The sequence below is a fragment of the Lactobacillus kefiranofaciens genome, from assembly GCF_014656585.1.
In the GTDB taxonomy this organism is placed as follows: Bacteria; Bacillota; Bacilli; order Lactobacillales; family Lactobacillaceae; genus Lactobacillus; species Lactobacillus kefiranofaciens.
Genome location: NZ_CP061341.1, coordinates 2,139,561 through 2,149,348, shown reverse-complemented (window position 1 = coordinate 2,149,348; position 9,788 = coordinate 2,139,561). Strand labels below are relative to the sequence as shown.

Annotated in this window: 8 protein-coding genes; all 8 read left to right on the top strand. The window is 39.8% G+C overall.

Features of this window, described 5'->3' with window-relative positions; genetic code table 11:
* The first annotated feature begins 361 nt into the window (after positions 1-361).
* Entirely contained in the window at positions 362-502 is a 141-nt protein-coding gene (rpmH, locus tag ICI50_RS10540) for a 50S ribosomal protein L34 (protein ID WP_003549412.1), read from the top strand.
* Between the two features lie 51 nt (positions 503-553).
* A complete protein-coding gene (gene rnpA / locus ICI50_RS10535) occupies positions 554-922 on the top strand; it encodes a ribonuclease P protein component (protein WP_054640293.1) in 369 nt (122 codons plus the stop codon).
* 1 nt (position 923) lies between these two features.
* Positions 924-1,799 (top strand): YidC/Oxa1 family membrane protein insertase, encoded by an 876-nt coding sequence (locus ICI50_RS10530; protein ID WP_188891697.1) that lies wholly within the window; start codon positions 924-926, stop codon positions 1,797-1,799.
* A gap of 106 nt (positions 1,800-1,905) precedes the next feature.
* The gene (gene mnmE / locus ICI50_RS10525; RefSeq protein WP_056940916.1) at positions 1,906-3,291 is read left to right on the top strand and encodes a tRNA uridine-5-carboxymethylaminomethyl(34) synthesis GTPase MnmE; all 1,386 of its coding nucleotides are present in this window, start codon (positions 1,906-1,908) and stop codon (positions 3,289-3,291) included.
* A 7-nt stretch (positions 3,292-3,298) separates the two neighbouring features.
* A complete protein-coding gene (mnmG, locus tag ICI50_RS10520; protein WP_188891695.1) occupies positions 3,299-5,197 on the top strand; it encodes a tRNA uridine-5-carboxymethylaminomethyl(34) synthesis enzyme MnmG in 1,899 nt (632 codons plus the stop codon).
* Positions 5,198-5,526: 329 nt separating this feature from the next.
* A complete protein-coding gene (gene spxB, locus ICI50_RS10515; RefSeq protein WP_095342228.1) occupies positions 5,527-7,335 on the top strand; it encodes a pyruvate oxidase in 1,809 nt (602 codons plus the stop codon).
* A gap of 144 nt (positions 7,336-7,479) precedes the next feature.
* Positions 7,480-8,178 (top strand): hypothetical protein, encoded by a 699-nt coding sequence (locus ICI50_RS10510; RefSeq protein ID WP_054640290.1) that lies wholly within the window; start codon positions 7,480-7,482, stop codon positions 8,176-8,178.
* A gap of 188 nt (positions 8,179-8,366) precedes the next feature.
* On the top strand, positions 8,367-9,770 hold the full coding sequence (gene gndA, locus ICI50_RS10505) for an NADP-dependent phosphogluconate dehydrogenase (protein WP_013854935.1): 1,404 nt from the start codon (positions 8,367-8,369) through the stop codon (positions 9,768-9,770).
* The last annotated feature ends 18 nt before the right edge of the window (positions 9,771-9,788 follow it).

Here is a 9,788-nt window from a genome sequence, read left to right as displayed (position 1 = left end):
TATGCACATTTTGACATGACACAAGCAAAATTGTTGCTTTATGCACAGCACAAGTGTGGATTATGAATGCTATTCTAGCAGTTATCCAGTTAAAATTCCATATGCGTTATCCACATGGTGTGAATTAAGTTTTTAACAGCCTGTGAGTTGTGGAAAATGCTGAGAATTGCCTTGTGTATATCTTTGCATAAAAATTTTATTTTTATTTTTATCCACATTTAGTTTTCCGTTTTTTGTAAAAATTGCACACAAGTATGCACAGGCTTTTTTTAATAAATACTTGGTTTTTCTTGCTTTTCGTGCTATTCTTAATAAGAAATTGTGCAGTTGGCACAAAGATTTTATGGAGGTGCAGTTTATAATGACAACTAAAAGAACTTACCAACCTAAAAAGCGTCATCGTTCACGCGTTCACGGTTTTATGAAGCGTATGAGCACATCAAATGGCCGCAAGGTTTTAGCAAGACGCCGTGCAAAGGGTAGAAAAGTCTTATCTGCTTAAACCACTGAATCCCAGTGGTTTTTTTAGTCTACTAGAGTGGAATGAAACGTTTTGAGAAAGTCTTATCGAGTAAAATCTGAAAAAGATTTCCAGCAAGTTTTTGAATCTGGCGATTCAGTAGCCAATCGTGCTTTTGTAATTTATAAGGTAGAAAAAACAGAGAATAAACATTTTCGCGTGGGTATCTCTGTAGGAAAAAAGGTTGGTCATACCGCGGTCGCCCGTAATCGACTCAAGCGTTATATTCGGGCCGTGATTGATGAGGAAAAGCTGCAGATTAATCCGCATGTTGATTTTTTAATTATTACACGGCCTTATGCTCGCGATTTTAATATGGTCAAAGTTCGTAAAAACTTGCTCCATGCACTGGCTTTGGCGCGTATTATTGAAGAAATGCCAGATGAAGTTGAGGAAAATTAGATTGAAGGACATTCTGACTAAGAGAAATGTCAAACGCCTTCTTGCAGTTCTTGCATTGATTACACTTGTCGTTGTATTAACGGGGTGTGCTACGCAAGGCGCAAACGGTCAATCAGCACCAATTTCGCATAATAGCGGCAATTGGTGGGATCGTTGGGTTGTTTACTATATGTCAGCTTTCATTTTGTTGTTAGCTAAATTAATGAGCAATAGCTATGGTTGGGCGATTATCATCTTTACCATTATTGTTCGTGTTATTTTGCTTCCTTTGAATGCTATTTCTATTCGAAGTACAACCAAGATGCAAAATATTCAGCCACAAATTAATGAGTTGCGTAAGAAATACCCAGGGCGTGACACTGAATCCAGGACATTATTACAACAAGAAACTAGCAAGCTTTATAAAGAAGCTGGTGTAAATCCATATACAGGTTGTTTACCTGTATTGATCCAGTTGCCTGTTATGTATGCTTTGTATGGTGCGATTTTGCGCACTCCACAATTGCAAAATGGGCGCTTCTTATGGATGGACTTAAGCAAGCCTGATCCATACTATGTCATGCCAATTTTGGCAATGGTTTTCACCTTCGTAGCAACGTATATTAGCCAATTGTCAACACCGAAATCATCCCAAAATGGGATGACCAAGTTGATGACATACGGGATGTCCGTCATGGCTGGTGTGATGGCACTAAAATTCCAGTCAGCCATTACGCTTTACTGGGTAATTTCCAACCTGTTCCAGGCAGTGCAGACCTTTATCTTGCAGAACCCTATTAAATATAAGAAGCAGCAAGAAGCTAAGGCAGAAGCTGAACGCGAGCGTAAACGTAAACTAAGAAGAACTTACAAGCGTTTAGGACGCAAAAACAAATAAGAATATAAATCTAAAATGATTTTTAGATAAAGTAGTCAAAGTGCTTTATCCATCATGATTATTCGTGGTAGGATAATGCGCTTTTTTTATTGAAAAAGGGAAAATTATGGCTCAAACTTTAACAGAATTCGATACCATTGCCGCAATTTCTACACCTATTGGTGAAGGCGGAATTTCTATTGTACGAATGTCCGGTGAAGATGCGGTTAAGATTGCTAATGAGGTTTTTAAAGGTGCAGATTTAAGCAAGGTGCCAACACATACGATTCATTACGGTCATATTATTGACCCTGATACTGGTAAAACTATTGATGAAGCAATGGTTACAGTGCTGCGCGCACCTAAAACTTTTACGCGCGAAGATATTGTTGAGATCAACTGCCACGGTGGTATCGTAGTTACGAATCATATTTTGCAGTTGCTGTTAAGTCACGGCGCGCGAATGGCAGATCCAGGGGAATTTACTAAACGTGCCTTTGTTAATGGTCGAATTGATTTAACTCAGGCAGAGAGTGTGATGGATATTGTGCGTGCTAAGACAGACAAGGCGCGTCAAGTAGCTGTTGGTCAACTAGCAGGTGGTCTGTTACATAAGATTAAGGCAATGCGGCAAGAAATCTTGAATACTTTAGCTAATGTTGAGGTTAATATTGATTATCCGGAATACGATGCCGACACTGTCACAGCCAAGCAAATGGCGGATACTGCAAATTCGGTAATTAAGAAAATTGACCATTTATTAAAAACGGCTCAAGAAGGTAAAATCTTGCGAAATGGCTTGGCTACTGCAATCGTAGGTCGACCAAATGTGGGAAAATCATCCTTGCTTAATTATTTAACGCAAAGTGATAAAGCAATTGTAACCGATGTCGCTGGAACTACGCGTGACACCTTGGAAGAATATGTATCTGTAAAAGGCGTACCTCTAGAACTGATTGATACGGCTGGTATTCACCATACGGATGATAAAGTAGAAAAAATTGGGGTAGAGCGTTCTAAAAAAGCGCTTGAACGTGCTGATTTGGTCCTTTTGTTGATTGATGCTAGTCAGGACTTAACTACTGAAGACAGGGCTTTGCTCGAAGAAACCAAGTCAAAGAAGCGGATCATTATCTTGAATAAGTCCGATTTAGGGCAAAAAATAACAGCAGAGCACATGAAGAAATTAACTGGCAGTGATGTTATTTCGACCTCAATTTTAAAGGAGCAGAATCTTGATCAGCTTGAAGAATTGATCAATAAGTTGTTCTTTGCTGGAATCGAAAATTCCAATGATCAGATTATGGTTACCAATCAACGGCAAGCATCCCTTTTGAGCAAGGCCAAAAAAGAGCTACAGGATGTAGTTAAAGCCGTTGATGATGGCGTGCCGGTGGATATTGCGCAGATTGATTTTACTGGAGCATGGGATACCTTAGGCGAGATCACTGGTGAAAGTGCTCCTGATGAGTTAGTAACGCAATTATTCAGCCAATTCTGTTTAGGAAAGTAGGATAGAAATGATTAAGACATATGATTCAAATGAGTATGATGTAATTGTCGTAGGAGCTGGTCATGCTGGCTGTGAAGCAGCATTAGCTAGTGCCCACATGGGTCAAAAGACATTATTAGTAACAATTGGCCTTGATATGGTGGCCTTCATGCCATGTAACCCTTCTGTAGGTGGGCCAGCTAAGGGGACGGTAGTCCGTGAAATTGATGCTTTGGCTGGCCAAATGGGTAAAAACATTGACGCTACCTATATTCAGATGAGAATGCTTAATACGGGTAAGGGTCCAGCAGTTCGAGCTTTGCGGGCACAGGCTGATAAGTGGCAATATCATGAGCATATGAAGGACACTATTGAAAATACACCTAACTTAACCTTGCGTCAGGCGATTGTAGATCAATTGGTAGTAGAAGACGGCGTCTGCAAAGGCGTAATTACCAATACTGGAGCAAAATATCATGCTAAAAGCGTGGTTTTAACCACTGGTACGGCCGCACGCGGCAAGATTATTATTGGGGAACTAACTTATTCTTCAGGTCCTAATAACACTACTCCTTCAATTAAATTGTCAGAAAATTTGGAGAAGCTTGGTTTTAAACTACGTCGTTTTAAGACGGGTACGCCTCCACGGGTTAACGGTAATACGGTTGACTATTCTAAGACTGAAGAGGAGCCTGGTGATAAGACTCCGCGTCATTTCTCATATGAGAGTAAAGATGAAGACTATTTAAAGCATCAAATTTCTTGCTGGATGACCTACACTAATCCAACTACGCACGAAATTATTAGAGACAATCTTGATCGTGCACCAATGTTTAGTGGAATTATCAAGGGCGTAGGTCCACGTTATTGCCCATCAATTGAAGATAAGGTAGTGCGGTTTGCTGATAAGAACCGCCATCAGATTTTCCTTGAACCAGAAGGCAAGACTACCAAGGAAGTCTATGTAGGCGACTTCTCTACTTCGATGCCAGAAGAGATCCAGTTGAAGATGGTTCACTCAGTGGCTGGACTTGAGCATGCCGAATTGATGCGCCCAGGCTATGCGATTGAGTACGATGTAATAGAGCCTTGGCAATTGAAGCACACTTTGGAAACTAAGAAGATTAAGCACTTATTTACTGCTGGTCAAATGAACGGGACCTCAGGTTATGAAGAAGCTGCAGGCCAAGGCTTAATTGCTGGCATTAACGCGGCATTAAGTGCACAAAGCAAGCCGGGCTTTACTTTAGGAAGAAATGACGCTTATATTGGCGTATTAATCGATGACTTGGTAACTAAAGGTACTAATGAGCCATACCGTTTGTTGACTAGTCGGGCTGAATATCGTTTGATTTTGCGGCATGATAACGCGGACTTGCGTTTAACTGAATATGGCCACCAGCTGGGCCTAATTTCTGATGAACGTTACAAGAAGTTTGAAGAAAAGAAACAGGCCATTAGGGATGCTAAAGCTAGATTGCATGAGATTACTGTTCACTTAACCGATGATGTTCAACATTATCTTGAAAGCATTGGTCAAGAACCAATGAAGGTCGGGGTGAAGGCTGACGTTTTCCTCCGTCGTCCGCACGTTAAGATTGCAGATATTGAGCGTTTAACTGGTGAAAAAGTTGCTGGTGATCGCTACGTCAGAGAGCAAGTGGAAATTGGCATTAAGTATGCAGGCTATATTGAAAAAGAGAAGACCAGAATTGCTCGCTTGAAGCGTCAAGAAGCCAAGAAGATCCCAGCAGATATTGATTATGAGATGATCGAGGGTTTGGCCACAGAGGCACGACAAAAGTTTGAAAAGATTCGTCCTGAAACTTTAGCTCAAGCAGAACGTATTTCTGGGGTAAACCCAGCTGATCTGGCAATTTTAAGCGTCTATATCCAAAACGGACGCTATTCCAAGATTAAGAAATAATGTATTAAAGAGCACGACTTGCTAGGTAGGCTGTGTTCTTTTTTGTATGGGTTAGAAAATAAATTTTTTTATTTATTTTTTAGCTATAAGCAATCATAAATATATATAAAATTATTAAACTTTAGTATAATAATGTGCATGTACTCACAATGTAAAGCGCTCACAATTAGCCGAATATAAGTGATAATTTATCTTACTTTGTGAAATGAATATTTTCACAAAAAACGCTTTCATATTTGATATAATGCGCATTTTTGCGATTTGCAATTGTGAAAAAGTGTGGTTTAATACATTATGAAAGCAATGAAATTTAAGGAGATGCACATAAAATGACAAAAATTAATGGTTCTGATGCAATGCTTAAAGTTATTTATGATTGGGGAATTGATCATATCTATGGTTTTCCAGGTGGTTCATTCGACTCAAGTATGAACGCCATCTATGACTTTAGAGATAAGATGAAGTTCATCGAAGTTCGTCACGAAGAAGCTGGCGCACTTGCCGCAGCCTCAGAATACAAGATCACAGGTAAATTAGGTGTATGTTTTGGTTCAGCAGGTCCTGGTGCCGCTCACTTATTCAACGGTTTGTACGATGCTAAATATGACAAGACTCCAATGGTAGCAATCGTAGCCAACGTTCCAACCAGCAGACAAGATATCGACTTCTTCCAAGCCTTTGACGAAGACAAGTGGTTCTTGAACGCTAGCGTATGGTGCCGTCAAGCTAAGACAGCTGATCAAATTCCTATTTTAACTGATGAAGCTATTCGTCAAGCTTATGCACGCAAGGGCCCTGCAGTAATTATCATTCCTAAGGATTACGGCTGGCAAAAGATTGATGACAACTTCCGTGTTAACAAAGACGCTCATCCAGAAGCAAATTACCCAGCACCAACTAAGACTTCAGTTGATGAAGCTGTTAAGCTTTTGAAGGAAGCTAAGAACCCAACCATATACATTGGTTTAGGTGCTAAAGATGCCGGTGATGAAGTTAAGGAATTTGCTGAAAAATTCAAGACTCCAATTATGTCATCATACTTAGGCAAAGGTATCGTAGAAGATAAGTTCCCAGCATACATGGGTACCATCGGTCGTCTTGGGCCAAAGGCTGCACAAGAAGTTCAAGGTGCAACTGACTTAGTTGTTTGGGTTGGCAATAACTCACCATTCTCAGTATTATGGTTCCCTAAGGATGCCAAGGTAATTCAAATTGATGTTGATCCAGCTAAGTTTGGCAAGCGTCACTCAACTGATGTATCAATGTTAGCTGATGCTAAGAAGGCATTGAGAGCAATTATTGACGCTGGTGAAACTAGAAGCGAATCACCACTTTACAAGGCTGCTATTGCAGACCGTGAGAATTGGGATGCTTGGCAAGATAGCTTTAAGAATTCAGATGAAATGCCTGTACGTCCAGAGCCAATCTGGGATGTAATCAACAAGAAGGCTGACGACAATGCTATCTTTGCAATCGATGTTGGTAACGTTAACGTTGACTCATGTCGTCTTTTGAACTTGCATGACGATCAAAAGTGGACTACTTCAGGCTTGCACGCAACAATGGGCTACGGTGCTCCAGCTGCCTTAATGGCTGCAACTGTTTACCCAGACCGTGAAGTATGGCAATTAGCTGGTGATGGTGGCTTTGCTATGATGAACCAAGAATTGCTCACTATGGCACGCTACAACATGCATGTTTTGAACATTATCTTCACTAATGAAACATTAGGTTTCATTCAAGCAGAACAAGAGGATGAATCTAACCAACCATTATCAGGCGTTATTATCCCTGACAACGACTGGGCTAAGGTTGCTGAAGGTATGAACGTGAAGGGCGTTACTGTACGCACTAAGAAAGAATTCGAAGAAGCAGTTAACGAATTCAAGAAGATGGATGGCCCAATGTTAATCGATATTAAGTACACCCATGAAATGCCTTACTCAACTGAATTGAACTCACTTGACGATCCAGCCTTCGTCAAGAAGTATCAAGCCGAAGACTTGAAGCCATTCAGCTACTTTGCCGAAAAGTACGGCTTAGAAGCTGATGCTGCAACAGGTGCATCTCAACATGAAGAATCAGAACCAGAAGAAGACGAAGCTCCTGATACAGTTTCCGGTGCTTCACAACACTAATTTGGTTGAGTAATCAAAGAAAAAGCGAGACGAATGTCTCGCTTTTTTTTTGACAATATTTCCTGGGAAATATGAGAATTTGAATTTCTATAAATTTGATCCATAATAGTGTGTGCAATCTTGTAATTAAAGAGGCAAAATATTATGAAGTCTAGAAAAATTTTAACAAGTTTACTTGCTGCAGCTTCAGCTATTGCTATGTTTTCAAGCGTTCCTACAACGGTTAGTGCTGCAAGTAACAGTTCAAAGGTAGTTGCAGCTAAGGCTGATAAAGCTGTAACAATTAAAAAGATCCCTCGTCTCAGCAAATGGGGCTACGTTGTAACTGTAAATTCAGATTCTCAACCTATTTCTCTAGGTAAAGCTAATTATCGAAAGATGTTAAAAGATTCTGAATTTAGAAGCAAAAATACTATCAGTCCTCGAAAGGTTAAGAACGTTAGATTCAAAGTAGTTAGAATTGCATACGCTAAGCATCATAATGGTGCATTATTGTATTTAATTACTTCAAAAAACAATAAATATAGCACATGGACTACTAATCCTAGCATGAAATACTATGCTTTTAACAGCAAGGCACTTAGAGGAGTGACTAAGCCGCTTAATAGGATAAGCAATAGAGCTACTGCCCAATTTCCAACTTATGAAAATCAAAAAGTTTCTAAGAAAGCTAGAGATATTAGAATCAAAAGGAATAAGCGTGACTTTAAGTTAGCTGTTAAAGCAGCCAAGAAATTAAAAGGACAACAGCGTAAGTTTGTTTTAGCATCTTTAAAACAGGCTAAAAAAGATGGCTATATTACTAAATTGTCATTACCACTAGCATATAATATCTTGCTTTGAGGAATAGACCAATAAAAATAATATTTCCTGGGAAATATTCTACAATAAGTAATGTGAAACATTTTTGCCCAATAACAAAAAGATTATTAGATAAAATTATAAAAGCGGAACCGTTTGGCTTCGCTTTTTTTAGTGCTAAAACGTATAATAATACTTGATGAATTTTGATTAATGGAGGATATACAAATATGCAACAATTCGGCGTTATTGGCTTGTCCGTCATGGGTAAGAATCTTGCTTTAAACGTTAGAAACCATGGCTTCTCAGTTTCTGGTTTTTCAATTGATAAGCCAGAAGTGGATGCTTTTGCCAAATATGAAGATGATAAATTAAAACCATGCTACAGCTGGGAAGAATTTGTTAATTCCCTGGAAAAGCCACGTAAAATTTTGATCCAAATTATGGCTGGTGATCCGGTAGATCAAACTTTACAAAAGTTGCTGCCACTTTTGGATAAAGGTGATATTTTGATCGACGGCGGTAACTCAAACTATCACGACACTAACCGTCGTTTCCACGAAATGGAAAAACATGGCATTCACTTTATTGGCATGGGTGTTTCCGGTGGTGAAGAAGGTGCCTTGAATGGTCCAGCCTTGATGCCAGGTGGTGATGAACCAGCATATAATAAGGTTGCTCCTATTCTTGAAGCAATTGCTGCTAAGAATACTGAGGGCAAGCCATGTGTCAGCTACATGGGTCCAGAAGGTGCAGGCCACTACGTCAAGATGGTTCATAATGGTATCGAATATGGTATCATGCAAGAATTTTCTGAAGTTTACAATTTGCTCCGTGATGTTGCACATAAGAGTAATGATGAGATGTCCAAGATTTTCGATAAATGGAACCACGGCAAGGTTGAGGCTTACTTGAGTGAAATTACTTCAAAGGTTTTGGCTCAAAAGGATGACTTAACTGCAGATCATATTATTGATCACATTTTGAATGTCGCTTCATACAAGGGTACAGGTAACTGGATGCTGGAAGATGGTGTCGTACTTGGTGCCCCAGTAACTGTTGTCGGTGAAGCTGTAATGGCACGTTTTATGAGTAAGCAAGCTCATTTGGCAATTAAGAGTGGCATTAAGCCAACTAAGTTTGAATATAAAGGCGAGATCCCTGATGACTTGGTTGACGAATTTGAAAAGACCTTACAATTGGCTCAAGCTGTCGCATATGCGCAAGGTTTCCAACAATTGACAATGGCTGCAGATGCATATAAGTGGGACTTGAGATACAAGGGCATTGCCCAAGACTGGGAAGCTGGCTGTATCATTCGTTCCGCAATGTTGAAGGATATTGAAAAAGCTTATGACAAGGGAGACAAGTTAATGAACTTGTTCCAAGACGATTACTTCCGCGACTTAATGGAAAAGAATCTGCCAGCATTACGTAAGTCAGTTGAATTTGCTACTAAAGCTGGTGTTCCAACCCCAACTTTAAGTGCGGCTCTCAACTATTTGGAATCAATCTTTAATCCAAACTTGCCAGCTAACTTGATCCAAGGTCAACGTGACTACTTCGGTGCTCACACTTACCTGAGAAATGATCGTGAAGGCGTCTTCCACACTGAATGGTATGAAGAGAAATAATTAGTTTCACATGAAACT

Coding starts and splice junctions, on each gene's coding strand:
- gndA (WP_013854935.1), top strand. CDS start 8,367: ATGCAACAATTCGGCGTTATTGGCTTGTCCGTCATGGGTAAGAATCTT.
- mnmE (WP_056940916.1), top strand. CDS start 1,906: ATGGCTCAAACTTTAACAGAATTCGATACCATTGCCGCAATTTCTACA.
- spxB (WP_095342228.1), top strand. CDS start 5,527: ATGACAAAAATTAATGGTTCTGATGCAATGCTTAAAGTTATTTATGAT.
- rpmH (WP_003549412.1), top strand. CDS start 362: ATGACAACTAAAAGAACTTACCAACCTAAAAAGCGTCATCGTTCACGC.
- mnmG (WP_188891695.1), top strand. CDS start 3,299: ATGATTAAGACATATGATTCAAATGAGTATGATGTAATTGTCGTAGGA.
- ICI50_RS10510 (WP_054640290.1), top strand. CDS start 7,480: ATGAAGTCTAGAAAAATTTTAACAAGTTTACTTGCTGCAGCTTCAGCT.